Origin of the sequence: Rubricoccus marinus (genome assembly GCF_002257665.1) — a bacterium.
GTDB lineage: Bacteria > Bacteroidota > Rhodothermia > Rhodothermales > Rubricoccaceae > Rubricoccus > Rubricoccus marinus.
Window position 1 is genome coordinate 1,827,451 of record NZ_MQWB01000001.1, and the last position, 16,503, is coordinate 1,843,953.

The 16,503-nt window shown below is 67.3% G+C and carries 16 protein-coding genes and 2 tRNA genes; 6 read left to right on the plus strand and 12 right to left on the minus strand.

Annotated features, from left to right (window positions below; translation table 11 throughout):
* Positions 1–59: 59 nt before the first annotated feature.
* Positions 60–133, minus strand: a tRNA-Asp gene (locus tag BSZ36_RS07645).
* Between the two features lie 114 nt (positions 134–247).
* Positions 248–320: transfer RNA gene (locus BSZ36_RS07650), tRNA-Phe, on the minus strand.
* A gap of 152 nt (positions 321–472) precedes the next feature.
* Here BSZ36_RS07650 and BSZ36_RS07655 point away from each other — a divergent pair.
* A complete protein-coding gene (locus BSZ36_RS07655; protein WP_094547554.1) occupies positions 473–1,123 on the plus strand; it encodes a hypothetical protein in 651 nt (216 codons plus the stop codon).
* A gap of 126 nt (positions 1,124–1,249) precedes the next feature.
* On the opposite strand, the gene BSZ36_RS07660 is transcribed toward BSZ36_RS07655, so the two are convergent.
* The 4 genes from BSZ36_RS07660 to BSZ36_RS07675 all read right to left on the minus strand — a co-directional run bounded on the left by BSZ36_RS07660 (position 1,250) and on the right by BSZ36_RS07675 (position 7,066).
* Positions 1,250–2,437 (minus strand): acetyl-CoA C-acyltransferase, encoded by a 1,188-nt coding sequence (locus BSZ36_RS07660; protein ID WP_094547556.1) that lies wholly within the window; start codon positions 2,435–2,437, stop codon positions 1,250–1,252.
* Positions 2,438–2,511: 74 nt separating this feature from the next.
* The gene (locus BSZ36_RS07665) at positions 2,512–4,929 is read right to left on the minus strand and encodes a 3-hydroxyacyl-CoA dehydrogenase/enoyl-CoA hydratase family protein (protein ID WP_094547558.1); all 2,418 of its coding nucleotides are present in this window, start codon (positions 4,927–4,929) and stop codon (positions 2,512–2,514) included.
* Between the two features lie 207 nt (positions 4,930–5,136).
* Positions 5,137–6,543 (minus strand): phosphoglucomutase/phosphomannomutase family protein, encoded by a 1,407-nt coding sequence (locus tag BSZ36_RS07670; protein ID WP_094547560.1) that lies wholly within the window; start codon positions 6,541–6,543, stop codon positions 5,137–5,139.
* Positions 6,544–6,649: 106 nt separating this feature from the next.
* Entirely contained in the window at positions 6,650–7,066 is a 417-nt protein-coding gene (locus BSZ36_RS07675; protein WP_094547563.1) for a TerB family tellurite resistance protein, read from the minus strand.
* A 264-nt stretch (positions 7,067–7,330) separates the two neighbouring features.
* Here BSZ36_RS07675 and BSZ36_RS07680 point away from each other — a divergent pair, with 264 nt between their 5' ends.
* A complete protein-coding gene (locus BSZ36_RS07680; RefSeq protein ID WP_094547565.1) occupies positions 7,331–8,311 on the plus strand; it encodes a mechanosensitive ion channel family protein in 981 nt (326 codons plus the stop codon).
* A gap of 47 nt (positions 8,312–8,358) precedes the next feature.
* On the opposite strand, the gene prmC is transcribed toward BSZ36_RS07680, so the two are convergent.
* Entirely contained in the window at positions 8,359–9,234 is an 876-nt protein-coding gene (prmC, locus tag BSZ36_RS07685) for a peptide chain release factor N(5)-glutamine methyltransferase (protein ID WP_094547567.1), read from the minus strand.
* Positions 9,235–9,293: 59 nt separating this feature from the next.
* Here prmC and BSZ36_RS07690 point away from each other — a divergent pair, with 59 nt between their 5' ends.
* A complete protein-coding gene (locus BSZ36_RS07690) occupies positions 9,294–10,064 on the plus strand; it encodes an SDR family NAD(P)-dependent oxidoreductase (protein ID WP_218827605.1) in 771 nt (256 codons plus the stop codon).
* Positions 10,065–10,092: 28 nt separating this feature from the next.
* On the opposite strand, the gene BSZ36_RS07695 is transcribed toward BSZ36_RS07690, so the two are convergent.
* The 5 genes from BSZ36_RS07695 to BSZ36_RS07715 form a co-directional block, all read right to left on the minus strand.
* Entirely contained in the window at positions 10,093–11,313 is a 1,221-nt protein-coding gene (locus tag BSZ36_RS07695) for a pyridoxal phosphate-dependent aminotransferase (protein WP_179271081.1), read from the minus strand.
* 165 nt (positions 11,314–11,478) lie between these two features.
* Entirely contained in the window at positions 11,479–11,961 is a 483-nt protein-coding gene (gene coaD, locus BSZ36_RS07700; RefSeq protein WP_094547569.1) for a pantetheine-phosphate adenylyltransferase, read from the minus strand.
* 80 nt (positions 11,962–12,041) lie between these two features.
* Positions 12,042–12,590, minus strand: coding sequence for an RsmD family RNA methyltransferase (locus BSZ36_RS07705; RefSeq protein ID WP_094547571.1), 549 nt, complete (start codon positions 12,588–12,590; stop codon positions 12,042–12,044).
* Positions 12,591–13,517, minus strand: a complete 927-nt coding sequence (locus BSZ36_RS07710) for a hypothetical protein (protein WP_094547573.1) — start codon at positions 13,515–13,517, stop codon at positions 12,591–12,593. It lies immediately after the preceding gene.
* Between the two features lie 46 nt (positions 13,518–13,563).
* Entirely contained in the window at positions 13,564–14,025 is a 462-nt protein-coding gene (locus tag BSZ36_RS07715) for a hypothetical protein (RefSeq protein ID WP_094547575.1), read from the minus strand.
* A gap of 218 nt (positions 14,026–14,243) precedes the next feature.
* On the opposite strand from BSZ36_RS07715, the gene BSZ36_RS07720 reads away from it, so the two are divergent.
* The 3 genes from BSZ36_RS07720 to BSZ36_RS19325 form a co-directional block, all read left to right on the plus strand.
* Positions 14,244–15,020 (plus strand): pyridoxine 5'-phosphate synthase, encoded by a 777-nt coding sequence (locus BSZ36_RS07720; protein WP_094547577.1) that lies wholly within the window; start codon positions 14,244–14,246, stop codon positions 15,018–15,020.
* Positions 15,021–15,208: 188 nt separating this feature from the next.
* Positions 15,209–15,745 (plus strand): hypothetical protein, encoded by a 537-nt coding sequence (locus BSZ36_RS07725; RefSeq protein ID WP_094547580.1) that lies wholly within the window; start codon positions 15,209–15,211, stop codon positions 15,743–15,745.
* Between the two features lie 10 nt (positions 15,746–15,755).
* A partial coding sequence (locus BSZ36_RS19325) for a hypothetical protein (RefSeq protein WP_179271082.1) occupies positions 15,756–16,503 on the plus strand: 748 nt, incomplete at its 3' end.

Here is a 16,503-nt window from a genome sequence, read left to right on the forward strand (position 1 = left end):
TCTGGCGCCAGAGGCCAAACGCAAAAACGGCCGCCCTCGGTGTGAGAGCGGCCGTTCTGCGACCCGGACGAGACTTGAACTCGCGACCTCCTGCGTGACAGGCAGGCGTTCTAACCAACTGAACTACCGGGCCAAACATCCTCCCTTTCGGGCGGAGCACGAAGGTACCGCTTAAGTGGTCCCTCCGCCAAAGCCTCAGAGCGTGCTCCATCGTGTCTTCGCAACAACGCTGGCGCCAGAGGCTTTGTGGTCGGGGGCGGACTTGAACCGCCGACACCTGCATTTTCAGTGCAGTGCTCTACCAACTGAGCTACCCGACCGGGGGCGCCAAGATAGGGCTTCTCTGACCCGCGCTGCGCTCTCATCGCCAGAGGTTGTGTGAATCGGTAGCCGGTCTCCCCCTGCTGTGCCAGCCGCCCACACGAAGCGGCGGCCTCTGTGCGTAGCCTGGCGAACCCTTGATCCCACCTCGATGCCCCGATTTCTCGCCCTTGCCTGCCTGTTTCTCGCCGTCGGGTGCAGTTCCTCCCGTCCGGATTCGGCCCCTGGCGCCAGAGGCGACGTGGACTCGGGCCCCTCGCTCGAAGCGCGCGTGGACTCTCTCGCAGCAAGACTGGAGTTGAACGACGAGCAGCGCGAGTCGGTGTCTGAGACATTATCGGAGCGTGCGACGGCACTTCGGACCGCCCGCGCGTTGCCCACGCGCCGGGAGCGCCGCGTCGCGATGGAGCGCGCTCAGGTGGAAGCGGACTCCCGCATCGCCGCGACGCTTACACGCTCCCAACGTGAGACCTACGATGTGATCCGGGCAGAGCGCGCGGAAACGGCGGACCCCTTGGTGGAGCGCCAGCTTGCCCGGCTCCGGGAGCCTCTGGCGCTCACAAGCGAGCAAGAGGCCGCCATCGCAGCGCTTCTCAACGAGCAGGCGGACGAGATCGAGACGCTCGTGGATGTCTACCTGCGCCGTGGTGGCCAGGACGTTTCCGACGTCCGCGACGATATCCGCGCCATCCGCGAGAGCTACGACGCGCGTATCAAGGCCGAGCTGACACCGGTACAAATCGAGGCGCTCGAGAGGTTGCGCCGGGACGAACAACGCCCCGGCCAGCGCCGCCGACGCTAACACAAGAGCGCCCCCGCCGACGGCTGTCAGCGGGGGCGCGGTGCATCCGGCCTCTGGCGCGGCGCGGAGAATGGCGAGCAGCTGTTGCTCTCACTGAATCCGACCGCGCCAGAGGCCTCCATCGTTCTACATCTGGAGGTTCTCGAAGACGGCGCTCGCACCCATGCCGCCACCGATGCACATGGTCACGATGCCGTACTGCACCTTCTGACGGCGCATCTCGTGGAGCAGCGTCGCGGTGAGCTTAGCGCCGGTGCACCCGAGCGGGTGCCCAAGCGCGATGGCACCGCCGTGGACGTTGACGCGCGCCGGGTCAAGACCCACCTCGCGGATAACGGCGAGAGACTGGCTCGCAAACGCCTCGTTGAGCTCTAAGAGGCCGATGTCGTCCACGCTCAGGCCGACCTGCTTGAGCACCTTGGGGATGGACTCTTTCGGGCCGATGCCCATGATCTCGGGCGCAACGCCGGCGACAGCGAAGCCCAGCATCCGCGCCAGAGGCGTCGCTCCGGTCTCATCCAGCATCTTCTTGCTCATGATGACGGTCGCCGCGGCGGCGTCGTTCATCTGCGAGGAGTTTCCGGCCGTCACGCTGCCGCCGATCTTGAACGCGGGGCGGAGCTTGCTGAGCGCTTCCACGCTCGTGCCCGCGCGAGGGCCTTCGTCGGTGTCATGCGTGAACGTGTGCTCCTTGGCCTCTCCGTCCTCGTAGAGCGTCTCGGTCACCTCGACCGGCACGATCTCGTCCTCGAACACGCCGCTCTCGATGGCTTCGAGCGCTTTGCGGTGGGAGTGGTACGCGAACTCGTCCTGATCCTCTCGCGAGACGTTGAACTGATCGGCCACGTTCTCGGCCGTGATGCCCATGCTGGCGTAATGGCCGGGCTTGTCGGTTGCGAGGGTGGGATCGGGCGCGAAGTAGAACCCGCCCATGGGCACGCTCGACATGCTCTCGACGCCGCCGGCGACGACGCAGTCGGCCTGCCCCATCGCGACGGAGTTGTAGGCCTGCGCGATGGTCTGCACGCCAGAGGAGCAGAACCGGTTAACGGTCACGCCGGGGACGCTGTTAGGCAGCCCGGCTTTCTGGACGATGGCGCGGGCCATGTTCATGCCCTGCGGTCCTTCGGGGAAGGCGCAGCCGAGCACGACGTCGTCAATAAGGGCAGGATCGATCTCGCCAGAGGCGCCGAGGGCGCCGTTGACGGCCACGGCGCCGAGGTACTCGGGCCGGACGTTTCGGAGGGCCCCACGGTTCGCTTTGCCGACAGGCGTGCGAACGGCGGAGACGATATAAGCTTCGTTGATTTGCATTTCAGGAGGGATGGAGGGATCGGGGATGCGGGATCTGTCCGCCAGAGGCCTCTGGCGGGATCGGGCGGGTCCCTCTAGTTCCGAAGCGGTTTGTTGGTCGTAAGGATGCTCGTGATGCGGGCCTGCGTCTTCTCCTCGCCGAGGAGGGACAGGAAGACCTCGCGCTCCAGCTCGAACAGGTACTCTTCGTGGACCTCAGCAGGCGCACTCAGGTCGCCGCCGGTCATGATCCACGCCAGCTTGCTGCCGAGGTAGTGGTCGTACTCGCTGGCGTAGCCGCCGGCCTCGAACTGGTGCAGCGCGATCTCGAACTGCGCGCGCCCGGGGGCGCCGAGAACGGGGATGGCGTTGCGGACAGCCGGCGGGAGGTAGCCCATCTCGCTGAGCGCGATCACCTTGGCGCGAGCCACGTGGAAGCGGCGCGCGTCGTTCATCACGATGGTCGCGTTGTCATCCAGCATGTTCATCTCGCGGGCCATCGTCGCGCTGGTCGCCACCTTCGCGGTCGCGATCTGCTCGAAGTGCTGGCGCAGGAACGGCTGGACCTCACTCGGACGGCCGCTATCGGCGGCGAGCTCAGCAGCGCGAGCCGTCATAAACGTCGTGCCGCAGCCGGCGGGGATCAGACCCACGCCGAGCTCGACGAGGCCCATGTAGGTCTCCGCCGAGGCGACCGGGTTGGGGCTCGCCATCGTCATCTCGCAACCGCCACCCAGCACGCGCTGATGCACGGTGGTCACGACGGGCTTGCTGGAGTACCGAACCTTCTTGATCGCGGCCTGGAAGCCTTCGAGGAAGGGGCCCAACTGATCGATCTGGCCCATCGCGAGCGCCATCGCGACCTCGCCGAGGTTGGCACCGACGGAGAAGTTGGACCCCTCGTTGCCGATCACCATGCCGCGCAGGTCGCGGTCGTTCTCGACTTTGTCGATGGCCTGCACCAGCCCTTCCATGACCTGCTGGCCGAGGGAGTTGGACTTGGAGCGGAACTCGAACAGCGCGACGCCATCGCCGATGTCGATCAGCGCGGCCTCGTCGTTCTCCCAGAGCGTGTTCTTCTTGTCCTCCTTGAGGTACGTCAGGCCCCACTCGTCGCTTGGACGCGGGTCCGCCTTGTACTCGCCAGAGGCAGGAATCCAGACCTCTGGCGTGCCGCTCTCGCTGTCGCGGTAGAAGCCGCTGGCGGGAACGTCGGCCACCCAGTCGGGCACGTCAATGTCGGAGTCCTTGAGCGCGTCGCGGACGGCGTCGACGCCGAGGGCGTCCCAGATCTGGAACGGGCCCATCTCCCACCCGAAGCCCCAGCGCATGGCGCGGTCGGCGTCGGCGGGCGAGTCGGTGATCTCGGGGATGCGGCGAGCCGCGTAGCCCGAGAGGTCGAGCGTGGTGCGGCGGAAGAAGTCGCCGGCGCGGCCGTCGTCGGCCCAGAGCGCCTGGAGGCGAGCGGGCAGATCGCCGGCCTTCTTAAACGCCTTGATGTCGAGGTCGCTCTCCGGCGCCTCGCGGTACTCCATCGTTTCGGGATCGATGGAGAGGATGCTCTTGCCCTCCTTCTTGTAGAAGCCAGCCTTCGCCTTCGCGCCGGTCTGCTTGAGCTCGACAAGGCGCGAGAGGACGTCCGGCACCTGGAAAGCGTCGCGGCTCTCGTCGTCCGGGACGGCCTCGTAAAGGTTGCTCGCGACGTGGTTGAGCGTGTCCAGTCCGACAACGTCCGCCGTGCGGAACGTGGCGCTCTTGGCGTGGCCGATCAGAGTGCCCGTCAGCTGGTCGATCTCCTCAATCGTGAACCGGCCGCTCTCGAACTCGCGGAGCGCCTGCATCATGCCGTAGACGCCGATCCGGTTGCCGATAAAGTTCGGCGTGTCCTTCGCGACGACGACGCCCTTGCCGAGGTGGACGCGCGCGAACTCACTCACGCGATGCGTGACCTCTGGCGACGTGTCCTCCGTCGGGATCACCTCGAAGAGCTTGAGGTAGCGCGGCGGGTTGAAAAAGTGCGTGCCGATAAAGCGGCTCTTGAAATCGTCGCTGCGGCCCTCGGCGATCTCGCCGATGGGCAGGCCGCTCGTGTTGGTCGAGATCACGGCGTCGCCAGAGGCGTGCTCCTCGATCCGCTTCATGACGTCGCGCTTGATGTCCATGCGCTCGACCACGACCTCGATGATCCAGTCGGCGTCGGCGATGCGCTCGAAGTCGTCGTCGAAGTTGCCGAGCGTGACGCGCTTCTGGGCCTCTGGCGTGAAGAACGGCGCCGGGTTCATCTTCGTGGCCGCCTTGAAGGCGCCCTCCACGATGGAGTTTGGCGCGCCCTCCCTGCCGATGGACTCGGGCGTGACGTCGAGCAGCGTGACTTGCAAGCCGGCGTTGGCGAGGTGAGCGGCGATCTGGCTGCCCATGACGCCCGCGCCGAGGACGGCGGCGGTGCGGAACGGCTTGACGGGCCCGCCAGAGGCGGCCTGGCCGTTCGTGGTCGGTGCGGTGAGGGTTTCCATCGGGAGGGGTCAGAGAGTGAGACGTGATCGAACGGAGGGAGATTAACACCGTTAACCTCCTCCCTGCGTGTCGCTCCTCTTGGATGCCCGGCGGCCCGTCGCCGTTCCCTCTCCCCGACCGGTTGGCCTCTGGCGGACGGCACTTCCACACGAGAGCCTCTGGCGCAACGGCGGCGCCAGAGGCTCTCAACCAGATGCAGACCGTCGCTATCCGTTTTCCACGAACGCGACGCCAGAGGCCACCATCGCCTCCGCCTTCTCCTGCGACTCGGCCTCGGAGTAGATCCGAAGGACGGGCTCTGTCCCCGAAGGCCTGAACATGAGCCAGCCGCTGTCGGTGCGGAACTTGAAGCCGTCCAGATCCTCGGTCGAGACCACGTCGGCGCCGTCCACTTGGGGGAGCCCCTTAGTGCTCAGCTCCGCGAGTACGGCCTCCTTGCGTTCGGGCGTGGTGTGGAGATCGGAGCGGGCTTGGTAATGCGGGCCGAACTCGTCCATGAGCTCGCGGACCAAGCCGGAAAGCGCGCGCTCGCGCTTGACGATCATCTCCAAAACCGTGAGGCCGATAAAGAGGCCGTCGCGCTCTGGGACGTGGCCCTTGACGGCGATCCCGCCCGACTCCTCGCCACCGACCAGCACGTCCCCCTCGACGATTTTAGGCGCGATGTACTTGAACCCGATGGGAGTCGTGTCCACATCGAGCCGATACGCCTTCCCCATCTTGGCGAGCATGTCCGTGGTGGAGAACGTTTTGACAACGGAGCCGCTCATCCCCTTTTCCTGGTGCAGGTACTTCACCAGCAACGCCAGAATCTTGTGGGAGTCCACGTACACGCCCTCCTCGTCCACGAGCCCGATCCGGTCGGCGTCGCCGTCGGTCGCGAGGCCCATCGTGCAGTTCTGCGCGGGCACGGCCTCCATCAGCTCAGCGAGGTTGCGCTCGATGGGCTCGGGCGCCTGGCCGTGCATCCCCGGGTTCACGTCGTGATGCAGCTCGACCGTTCGAGGCGTGCCGAGGAGCTCGGCGACGATGCCCTGACCGGCGCCGTACATCGCGTCGTACGCGACGCGGACGCCAGCCTCTTTGATGGCTTCCAGGTCCAGCCTCTGGCGGAGGAGGTCTACGTATCCGCCGCGGAGGTCGAAGGTCTCGATGAGGCCGCTGGCTACGAAATCGTCGTACGCCGAGGCTTCGTACGTCTCGCCAGAGGCCGGGATCTCGGCCTCAACGGCGCGGATCATGTCGGGCGTCGCGGGGCCGCCAAAGGAGGCCTTGATCTTGAAACCGCTGTACTCCGGCGGGTTGTGGCTCGCGGTGATAACGATGCCCGCCGTGTGGCCTTCCTCTTGCGTGGCCCAGCTGACTGCGGGCGTGGTGACGAACGAATCCGCGAGGCGGACGCGGATGCCCTCCGTCGCGAAAATGCGCGCGACGTGACGGGAGAAATCAGCGCCCAGAAACCGAGTGTCGTACCCGATAACGACGCTGGGAGCGTCGGACTGGGAGTGGAGCCACTTCGCGGTGCCGAGGGCAACGCGGGTGAGGTTTTCTAGCGTGAAGGCGTCTCCAATGACGGCGCGCCAGCCGTCGGTTCCGAACCGAATGTCGGACATGAGATGAGGGGAAGGCGTGTGTTACGATGCAGCCGCCGAAGCTACCGACGCGCCACCGCCCCTGCCCTCGACGGCAATCCACAGAGCCTTTCGGGAGGCCGCGAGGCTACTCGTCCAAGGCCGGCTGCTTCTCGCGCCCAAACGACTTCGCCTCGGCCGCGAGGCGCGCGTACCGGTGCGACCAGTCCAAGATGTTGGACCACGTCCCCTGATCGATCTGGAGCCGCGCGGCGACGCGCTGGATCGCGCTCTCCTCGCGGGGGTGGAGCTGTCCGTCCGAGAACGCCACGAGCAAGAGCTCGACGAGGACGACCGCGCGCGAGCGCTCCGTGGGGTACAGGAAGTTGAGGTCCCCCGCCGCGTTGGGAGCGTCGGCGTGCTCCGCCGCCAAGCCGGATTCCGCGTAGAGACGGTCCAGGCTCTCCACTTCGGGGAGCGTCAGCCGGTCGTCTGCGTCGATGATCTGGCGGGCGAGCACGAGGAACGCGCTGCGCTGATCGTGAGAGAACTCGTTGAGAAACACGGAGGATGCAGGAGGTGGGCAGCAAGAACGGACGCCAGAGGCCTCTCGTTACGTCCGAAACATAGCCTTAACCGCGCTCGGGCTCCTACCAGAGTTGAGCGTCCGAGAGGCGCTCCATGGCGTGAGTGCGGCCCGTCAGCGCTGGCCTAGAACGCGCGGCGGTCGGGCCACCTGCGCCCCTCGCCAGAGGCCGGCCTCTGGCGCCAGAGGAACAGTATCCGGGACGGATCGGTCCAGGGCACTCACCCGCGCCGACCGACCCGTATGCAGACCGCCGCTCAGACTGACACCACCGGAGCCGCAGCCGCCGCGCAAGCGGCCGCCGCAGAGCCGAAAAGCCTTAGCGGCACGTTTGTAGACCTGGTCGACAAGGTGGAAGGCTGGGGGCGGGACATCGTCCTGCTGCTGCCGAACTTGGTGATCGCCATCTTGATCGTGATCGCTGCGGCGTTCGTGGCAAGGGTGGTCCGAGGCGGCGTAAGGAAGGTGATGGAGCGGGTGACGAACCACGCACCCCAGGCCAAGAATGTCGCCAACCTGATCGCGACGCTGGCTTACGTGGTCGTCCTCGCGGCCGGCACGTTTATCGCGCTGGGCACGCTTGGCGCCGACGATGTGGTGACCACCCTCCTCGCCGGCGCAGGCGTTGTGGGGCTGGCGCTCGGCTTCGCGTTCCAGGACATCGCCTCTAACTTCATCGCGGGCGTCCTCATGGCCGTGCGCAACCCTTTCGTGGTCGGGCAGATCGTGGAGACCAACGGGTACATGGGCACGGTCAAGGAGCTCACGCTTCGGAGCACGCTGATCGAGACGTTTCAGGGGCAGACCGTCATCATCCCGAACGCGAAGGTGTTTCAGGAACCCATCGTCAACTTCTCCGCAACCCGGCATCGCCGCGTCGACCTCGGGTGCGGCGTTGGATACGGAGATGACCTGGAGAAAGCCGAGCGCGTCGCGCTCGAAGCCATCGAGGGGCTCGACGTCCGTAACACGAGCCGCCCGGTCCAGCTGTACTACAACGAGTTCGGCGACTCCTCGATCAACTTCACGCTGCGGTTCTGGGTCGACTTCTCGAAGCAGACGGACTTCCTGGACGCGCAGAGCCAAGCGATCAAGGCGCTGAAGGTGGCGTTCGACCAAAACGAGATCACCATCCCGTTCCCGATCCGCACGCTCGATTTCGGTCCCAACGGAGGGGTCGCGCTCAGCGAGATGCAACTCAACACCTCACGCGGAGACGCATGAGCTTCGTTCCCGGCTTCGCCTAGCGGGATACCGGGATGCCCTGCTACTCAGCCTCTGGCGCCAGAGGCGAGCGGCATCCGCCCGCGCGCGATGCGGTCGCGTCCCGAGAGGTCCTGCTGGAGCGCCGTTTCGGTCAGCCCCGACGCCTGGAACAACTCGACCACCGCCCTACCGTGATCGGCGTGGGTCTCCACCACCAACCATCCCCCCGGACGCAAGAGGCCGCTGGCGTGGCCTGCGACGGCCCGGTAGAACACGAGGGGGTCGTGGTCCGGGACGAAAAGCGCCAGCCCCGGTTCGTGCTCGCGGACTTCGCGCTGAAGCGACGGGCGCTCCGCTAGCGGGACGTAAGGCGGATTGGAGAGGATGAGGTCGAACGCGGGCGGCACGCGGTCGGCGAATTGGGGGCGGAGGGCGTCCGCGTGCACGAACGACACATCCAGGCCGAGTTCGTCCGCGTTCGCCGACGCGATCTCCAGGGCCTCTGGCGATACGTCGGCGGCGAAGACGGTCGCGTCCGAGCGTTCCGAGGCGACGCCAAGGGCGAGGGCGCCGCTTCCCGTTCCGATGTCCAGCACCCAGGGATCGGCACATTCCCGAATCGCAGAGAGCGCGGCTTCCAGGACCTCTTCGGTTTCTGGACGGGGGATCAACACGCCGGGCGCCACGCGTAGGCGCAGCGTCATAAAATCGGCGTGGCCGAGGACGTACTGGATGGGCTCGCCAGAGGCCCGTCGCAAAACCATGCCTTCCATCCGCTCCCGCTCTTCGTCTCCGACCTGTGCGTTGGGCGACGCGTACAGACCGGCGCGAGAGGCCCCCGTCACGTCCTCCACGATCCATTCCGCGTTGCGCCGCGCGTCCTCGACGCCAGAGGCGTGGAGCCGCTCCGTCGCCGCTGTCAGAAATTCGAGTCGGGTCATGGAGGGACTGGCGGTATCGTGCGATTCAAGCTCGCCTCCCCTTTCTCGCTCCGCCACCCGTGCACGAATTCTACCGCGACACGACCGTTCTACTGACTGGCGCGTCCTCCGGGATTGGCCTGGAGATGGCGCGGCAACTCGTCCCTCTCGGGGCCCGCGTGCTCCTCGTAGCCCGGCGAGAATCAGAACTACAGGATCTCGCGCGTAGCCTCGGACCACAAACGGCCGTGTTCGCGGCGGACCTCCAGCCCTCTGGCGCGGCCGACGATCTGGCCGACCGCGTCGGCGCGGCGGGCGAGACAGTCGACGTGTTGATCAACAACGCGGGGTTCGGCCTGGCCGGACCGTTTCTACAGCACGCCTCTGGCGCCAGTGGCATGACCGAGCTCAACGTGACGGCGCTCACGCAACTGACGGCGCGATTTGCGCCCGGTATGGCCGAGCGGGGCACCGGCGGCATCCTCAACGTGGCGAGCCTCGGGGGATTTATGCCCGTCCCACGCATGGCTGTGTACGCCGCGACGAAAGCCTACGTGCTCTCCTTCACGGATGCGCTGCACCACGAACTCCGCGCCTCTGGCGTCCACGTCTCCTCGCTCTGCCCCGGCCCGGTACGAACGGGGTTCGCCGAGCGGGCCGCAATGGACGACGCCTTTTTCAGCGGCGCACAGCCGGTAGAGGCGGTGGCGAAGGCGGGGTTGCAGGCCCTCGCGCGTAACAGGCGCCGCGTGGTACCGGGGCTGCTCACCAAGCTCCAGGCCTTCGCGCCGCGCGTGGTCCCGCCGGGTCCCGGCCTCCGCCTGACGGAGTGGTTCTCCAGCAAAGCCTGAACCCCGCCAGAGGCCTCTGGCGAGACGCCTAGCGGAGCGCGCCCAATCCGCCCTCGATACGGTCCGCGGCCTTCATCAGGTCGTCCATGCCTGCGGCGTAGGAGATCCGCACCCCGTTGTCGTCGCCAAAGGCGACGCCAGGGACGAGCGCTACTCCATGCTCTTCGAGCAGGTACAGGCACAGATCGGCGCTGCCGCTGATCGTGGCGCCAGAGGCCGTCGTGGTGCCGTAGTAGGCGGAGACGTCCGGGAAGAGGTAGAACGCACCTTCCGGCTTGGGGCACTGCACGCCGTCAATCGCGTCCAGGCGTGCGAGAAAAGCGTCCCGCCTCTGGCGGAACGCGCCCACCATCTTGTCCAACGGCGCTGAATCCATCTCCAACGCCGCGACGCCCGCTTTTTGCGAGATCGAGGACGGTCCGCTGGTGATCTGGCTTTGGATCGTCGCCATCGCGTCGGCCCACCAGAGCGGGCCGGCGGCGTAGCCCAGGCGCCACCCGGTCATGGCATAGGCTTTGGAGAAGCCGTTGATCGTCATCGTCCGCTCCAGCATACCGGGCAGGGACGCCATCGAGAGGTGCTGCGCGTCGAACACCACCTGCGCGTAGATCTCGTCCGAGACGACGAGCAGGTTTGGATGCTCGCGGATCACGTCGGCGAGTTCGCGGACGAGCTCCGGCGAGTACACGGCGCCCGTCGGGTTGGACGGGGAGTTGAACAGCAGCACCCGAGACTGGTCCGTGATCGCCGCCCGAAGCGCCTCTGGCGTCATCGTGTAGCCGTCCGCGACGCGGGTCGCGACGGGGACGGGCGTGGCGCCTGCAAGCCGAGCCATCTCGGGGTAGCTCACCCAGTACGGGGCGGGGATCAGCACCTCATCGCCAGGGCCGCAGACGGCGAGCACCGCCTGCGCGACGGACTGCTTCGCGCCGTTTGAGCACAACACATTCTGGGCCTGGACGTCGATCCCGTCGCGCTGAAGCTTTGCGGCGACGGCTTCCCGGAGGGCCGGAATCCCGGCGTTCGGGGTGTAATGCGTAAACCCGTCCCGGAGCGCTTGGTGAGCGGCGTCCACGATGGGCTGCGGCGTGCCGAAGTCGGGCTCGCCTGCGGAGAGCGAGACGATATCGTGCCCCTGGCTGGACAGGGACTTCGCGCGTGCGGACACCGCCAGCGTTGCCGACGGCTGAACCGTCTCCACGTGACGATTGAGAGTTTCGGTGACGTGTGAGGTAGCGATCTCAGTCATGCGGCTAGGGAGCCCCAAGGTATCAACGGCCCCTCCCACCCTGGATCAACTTTTCGGGCCTACAGCCTTACACCCAACTTTCAGCCGCGATGCTCAAGAGCGCCACGCTCGCTCAGCCAGACCGCGAGCGGCCACAGCACGCCAGAGGCGGCCGCTCCGGTCGCGCTACCGCTTGGCGGCCAACGCCCTCTGAACCGCGTCGGGCACGAACCCCGACGTGTCCCCGCCCCACCGGTGCACGTCGCGCACGATGGTGCTGGACACGAACTGGAATGCCGCCTCTGGCGCCAGAAAGACAGTTTCCAATCCCGGGAGCAAGTGCCGGTTGGCCATCGCCATGCGCATCTCGTAGTCGAAATCCGCGGCGCCCCGGATCCCCCGCACGAGCGCCGTCGCGCCAGAGGCCCGGGCGCGGTCGACGAGCAGCCCCTCAAAAGCGGTCACCTCGATGCGCTCGTGCCCTTCCAGCGCTTGCGTGCTGTCTTGGATCAGGCGCACGCGTTCGTCTGAGGAAAACAGCGTCCGCTTCTCTGCATTCACCGCAACGGTCACCTCGACGCGGTCGAACAGCGCGAGGGCGCGGGCAATGATGTCCACGTGCCCACACGTGGGTGGGTCAAACGTGCCGGCGTAGAGTGCGCGAGTCATGTCAGGCTGGGAAGTGCGCCCCAAGGTCTCCCCATTCTCTGCTCGCCGCCAGCGGTAGGCGTCTGCGCCTCTGGCGTGTGCTACGCGTCCGCCTCGAACACGCTGATCCGCGTGCTTCCGTAGTCTCGCGAGAGGACCAGCGAAGGGTCGTCGGCGAAGTCGTGGCGGGAATCGTGCTCCAACACGAACAGGCCCTCCGGCGCGAGGTGCGCCCTCGCCAGCGGCGGAAGCTCGGGGATCGCGTCCAGCGCGTAGGGCGGGTCCGCGAAGATCAGGTCGGGCCGGGGCGCCAGAGGCGCGCGGCTGAGAAAGGCCAGGGCATCTGCGCGGAGAAACGTGCACTGCGCGTCGACGCCGAGCGTTCGCGCATTCTTGCGCGCGAGAGACAGTGTGGGCGCGTGCGCGTCCACAAACGTCGCGTGCCGCGCGCCGCGGCTCAGCGCCTCCAACCCCAGTGCGCCGGTGCCCGCGAACAGGTCCACGACGGTCGCATCGGAAAGCAACATGCGCGAGCCCAGAATGCTGAACAGCGCCTCGCGGACCCGGTCCGTCGTCGGGCGGACGCGGTCATCCTTCGCAGGAGGTCCGTCGATGGTTCGCCTCCCCAGCCGGCCTCCCGTGATGCGCATCTAGTCCAACCCTACGCCCAGGAGAGGGGCGAAACCGGAGAGCTGCGCTTGCCCGGCCTCTGGCGGCCTGCGGTTGAACAGCACCAATGGGTCGAGGAGTTCGGCGGGAAGGTCCAGCATCTGCGTGAGAAGCCCGAGGCGGCCCTCGCTCGTGTCGTCGCCGTAGACGAACAGGCGGCGCGGCGCGTCGGCTTCCAAACCGAGCCGTTCCAGAAGCGCGAGCGCGTAGTAAGCGGTGTCCTCGGGGGCTGCGCCCGGTCCGTGATGGCCGTACGCCCACGCACCGCCGCGGCAGAGCGCGTATTCGGTGTGCCCGGCGTACGCGCCTACGGCGAGGGTCACGCGGTCCACGTCGCCACTCGGGTCCAGACGCTGCACGATCGCCGCCGCCGCGCGCGTCGTATCGACGAGGTCGTACGATCCCACGCCGAGCGCCCGTGCGAGGAGGGACAGCCGCGCGTGGACCGCTTCGCTCAGGTACAGCACGTGGTGCCACTGATGCGGCTCGGGCGTCGCGTCTGCGATCCTCGCCAGAGGCTCGCTCCGCACAGGAACGGCCCGGATCCGGACGGGGCGGCCAGCGGGCACGTCCGCGAGCAACGCGGCTTCCTGCCGGAGTTGCTCGTGGGTGGCCGCCGCGCCCAACGACTCGGGCAGCGGCGTCGCAAAGCTGACGGTGTGCGACGGGTGGGCCGCGACGATCAGGGCCTCTGGCGCGCCAGAGGCGTCGATCGCGAACACCTCGCGGACGGCGCGTTCCAGCGCGGGTCCAAGCGGGGGCCCGCCGTCGCCTAGCAGCGTGCGCTCCACGTCGCCGTCAAATTCAACGGTACCCAGACGGCGGAGAGACATGGCCTCCCCCATCTCGATCTCCGCGTATCGGAGAAGCGAGCCCTGGAGTCCGAGGATGGCGACGCGTCGTGGCACGTGCGGTGGACGCGGCAGAGCTGGCGTGGGTCCCGTTACCCTCCGGCTACTCGAGCCAGGAGGCAGCGTTACGCAGAGCGGGGTTCAGGACGCGAGACCCGATGGAGTCGCCAAGCGCGCCGGGGTCCTGCAGCCAGTAGATCTCGTACTCGGTGGTGTCGTTCTCGACGACCTCGTAGTTGAACCGCTGGCCGTTGCGGGCGGAGAACGCGAGCGAGTCCGCGTTGAAGCTCGTCAGCCGAACGTTCTCGGGGTCCATCTCCGGCATCGCGAACGCGGTGTCGTTCTTGACGAAGTACACGAGGGAGTCCAGCGTCGAGGGGTAGCCCTCTTTGACGTCGCGGAACGCGATCAGCGCGCTGCGCACGTCGTCCATGCGTTCGCGTCCGATGGTCGTTTGCTCGATCCGAGCCTGCTCTTCCACGTACGGATCGCGGATGGCACGGAAGAGGAAGTACGCCAGGACGACGATGGCGATGGCGAGAACCACCTGAATGGCGAGACGCATGTCGCTCGAAGGAAGTGCGGGTGAGGGAGGGGCCGAGGCCGAAATGAAGTCGGCCAGACAGTCATTGAGGTTACCGCCGGCGCACCCGAAAGGCAAGATGACCCACGGGCGCGCTGAGGAGACCGCCATCGTCCTCGCGAGTTTCTCTCGCGCCGCCAGAGGCCGGAACCCGCGGGCGGCATCGTGCCGTCCATGCCCCGCCCCGCCCCCGATCTGCCGTGACTCTCCTTAGCGTCAACCTCAACAAAGTCGCCCTCATGCGGAACGCGCGGGCCGGGACCCACCCCGGGCCTCTGGCGCGCCCGCGCGTGGAACGCGCCGCCGAAGCGGTGCTGGACGCGGGCGCTTCGGGCCTGACGCTGCACCCCCGCCCGGACCGCCGTCACGCCCTGCCGGAGGACGCCTATGCCCTCGCGCGCATCGCGCACGCCAGAGGTGTAGAGCTCAATTTGGAGGGCAACCCGTTTTCGGCCCCTGGCGAGAGCTACCCGGGGTTCGAGTCCCTCCTGCTGGACATCGGGCCGGACCAGGCCACACTTGTGCCCGACGCGTCGGACCAACGGACGAGCGACCATGGGTGGGACCTCGCGCGAGACGGGGACCGGCTGGCACCCATCGTGCGCCGGCTGAAAGAGCGCGGGTGCCGGGTCAGCCTGTTCGTAGACCCCGTGGGAGATTCCATCCGCCGCGCCGCGGACGTGGGCGCGGACCGCGTCGAACTCTACACCGGCCCGTACGCCTGGGCCGCCGCTTCCGGTGACGCCCGCGAGGAGTTGGACCGCCACGCCGCGGCCTCCGAGACCGCCAGAGGCCTGGGCCTGGGCGTCAACGCGGGCCACGACCTCGATCTCACCAACGTCGGGATGTACGTGCAATCGGTCCCGGGCGTGCTGGAGGTATCAATCGGGCAGGCGTTGGTCTCGGACGCTCTGGAGATGGGGTGGGCACGCGCGGTCTCAGCCTACGTCGACGCGCTCACCGGGGCCTCCGCGTAACAATTCCGTTCCGGCCGGAAGAATTGTCCCTTCTCGCTTCGGTACGAGCCGCTCTCTCAGCCTGAGACCCAGGCGAGCTTGGACGGCGCCAGGGGCATTTTGGTGTTCCAATTCGGGATCGCATCGCCCGCCAGAGGGCGTCGGCATAGAGGTGGCGTGAGGCCTCAGCACGCCCCGCACCTCTCCCGATGCAGCAAACCATTCTGGCCCTCGCCGCCATCCTCATCTTCTCGCTCTACACCCTCAGCCGTCACGAGTCTGACGCGGGGCTGGAGCGGATCTCGATCACGGCCGAGTACGAGACGGCCGCAGCCGGTTTGGCCCGCGCCCGCCTCCACGAGATCCAGCGCCGCGCGTTCGACGAGGCCGATGTCGGACGTGATGGAATGCGCTCCTCGACCCAGGGCCTCACGCCCAGCAACCAGTTGGGCCGCGAGGCCGGCGAGACGAACGAGAGCAGCTACGACGACCTGGACGACTTCAACGGGATCGCCCGTCCCGTCTCCGCCGAGCGCAACGGGGAGACGCTGAGCTTCCGCGATTCCGTCTCCGTCCGCTACCTCGACCCCTCGGACCCGACCGCGAGCCCAAACCGGTCGCTCGCAAAGGAGATCACGGTGATCGTCACCGCCGTCCCGTCGGGCTACATCGGCAAGGCTCCTGTGATGGCCCGCCTGCGCCGCGTCGTAACGCCCGCCTCTGGCGCGGCTCACACCACCAACTAGTCCCGCACCCATGCAAGCCATCTTCGACCATCTGACGGCGATTCTCGTGGGGGCCACCCTGCTGGGCGCGCTCCTGTTCGTCCAGATGCGGCAGCATCAGGCCGCTATTGAGACGGTCGTCCACGACCGCGCGCAAGAGCACGCCGGTTCCTTTTTCGACACCGCGCAGCGCGAGATCGAGAACATCCGCACGCGGCAACAGGCGCAGGCGGGGATGGGCTACTACATCATGGACATCGAGGGGACGGCGGCGCGCACCGACCGCTTCACCTTTATCACGAGCGAACCTCCGCCCGCCGGGTCCGCGACGTCGGTGGAGCACTCGCTAAAGGCCGTCTCTTACGTACTTCGCGAGACCGGGGACTCCGTCCGCGTGGGGACCTCCAAGCGCGCGACCTACCGCGTCGAGCGCTGGACCAACCAGGTGGACCCGGCCACCTCATCTGCGCCCGCCGGCTTCACGTTTGCAGGCGTCATGGCCGTGGACGTGGTCACGTTCGTCGTGCGCGCTTACGACCGCAACAACGCGCTCCGGACGTGGGCCGGCACCAGCGGCGGATACGGCCGCCCGGGCTCCACGTGGTCCGCCAACGACCCCGTCCGGTACGAGATCGAGATCGAGACCGCCGCCAAAGCGCCTGACATGCGGGCCGGCGACCAAAAGTCCACGTCGCAGCAAAACCTCGTGCGCGTGGCGCACAGCATCCGCCCGGTGAACTCTGGCGCGACGGGGAGCAGCACGGTCACTGGACCTAGCG

Coding starts and splice junctions, on each gene's coding strand:
- coaD (WP_094547569.1), bottom strand. CDS start 11,961: ATGACTCGCGCACTCTACGCCGGCACGTTTGACCCACCCACGTGTGGG.
- BSZ36_RS07680 (WP_094547565.1), top strand. CDS start 7,331: ATGCAGACCGCCGCTCAGACTGACACCACCGGAGCCGCAGCCGCCGCG.
- BSZ36_RS07660 (WP_094547556.1), bottom strand. CDS start 2,437: ATGCAAATCAACGAAGCTTATATCGTCTCCGCCGTTCGCACGCCTGTC.
- prmC (WP_094547567.1), bottom strand. CDS start 9,234: ATGACCCGACTCGAATTTCTGACAGCGGCGACGGAGCGGCTCCACGCC.
- BSZ36_RS07715 (WP_094547575.1), bottom strand. CDS start 14,025: ATGCGTCTCGCCATTCAGGTGGTTCTCGCCATCGCCATCGTCGTCCTG.
- BSZ36_RS07665 (WP_094547558.1), bottom strand. CDS start 4,929: ATGGAAACCCTCACCGCACCGACCACGAACGGCCAGGCCGCCTCTGGC.
- BSZ36_RS07725 (WP_094547580.1), top strand. CDS start 15,209: ATGCAGCAAACCATTCTGGCCCTCGCCGCCATCCTCATCTTCTCGCTC.
- BSZ36_RS07695 (WP_179271081.1), bottom strand. CDS start 11,313: ATGACTGAGATCGCTACCTCACACGTCACCGAAACTCTCAATCGTCAC.
- BSZ36_RS07655 (WP_094547554.1), top strand. CDS start 473: ATGCCCCGATTTCTCGCCCTTGCCTGCCTGTTTCTCGCCGTCGGGTGC.
- BSZ36_RS07705 (WP_094547571.1), bottom strand. CDS start 12,590: ATGCGCATCACGGGAGGCCGGCTGGGGAGGCGAACCATCGACGGACCT.
- BSZ36_RS07670 (WP_094547560.1), bottom strand. CDS start 6,543: ATGTCCGACATTCGGTTCGGAACCGACGGCTGGCGCGCCGTCATTGGA.